A 418-nucleotide genomic window follows, 5' to 3' on the forward strand; every position below is an offset into this window, starting at 1 on the left:
TGCGCAGCACGGACGGGTTGCTGACGGTGGCCAGGCGCGACAGCGTGTCCGGGTCCCTGGTGAGCCGGGCCTGCTGCTTGAGGTGACCCAGCGACTGGGAGAAGGCGTTGGCGTCCGCCCGCGCGGCGGCATCCGGGTTCATCTCGCGCTTCGCCGGGCCCTGGGCGAACAGGTCCGCCACCGAGTCGAGCGCCTGCACGTGCGCGAGCCTGCGCAGCTCGGTGACGTGGGGAATGTGTTCCGCCTCCTGCTCCAGCGCGGCCAGGAAGTCGGACAGCACGCAGGTGGCGGGCTCCCAGCCGTGACGCGAGAGGGAGATGAGGTGACCCACCAGCTCATTCGCGTCGAACGGGTCACCGCGCGACAGCTCCCTCGCGGCGGCCTTGCGGCGCACCTCGGCTCCGCCACCCAGCGCGTG

The 418-nt window shown here is 72.2% G+C and carries 1 pseudogene; it reads right to left on the bottom strand.

What is annotated here, in order from left to right:
• A pseudogene (locus D7Y04_RS42990) lies at positions 1–418 on the bottom strand (hypothetical protein); the annotation flags it as partial.

The organism is Corallococcus sp. AB038B, from assembly GCF_003668955.1.
Lineage (GTDB): Bacteria > Myxococcota > Myxococcia > Myxococcales > Myxococcaceae > Corallococcus > Corallococcus exiguus.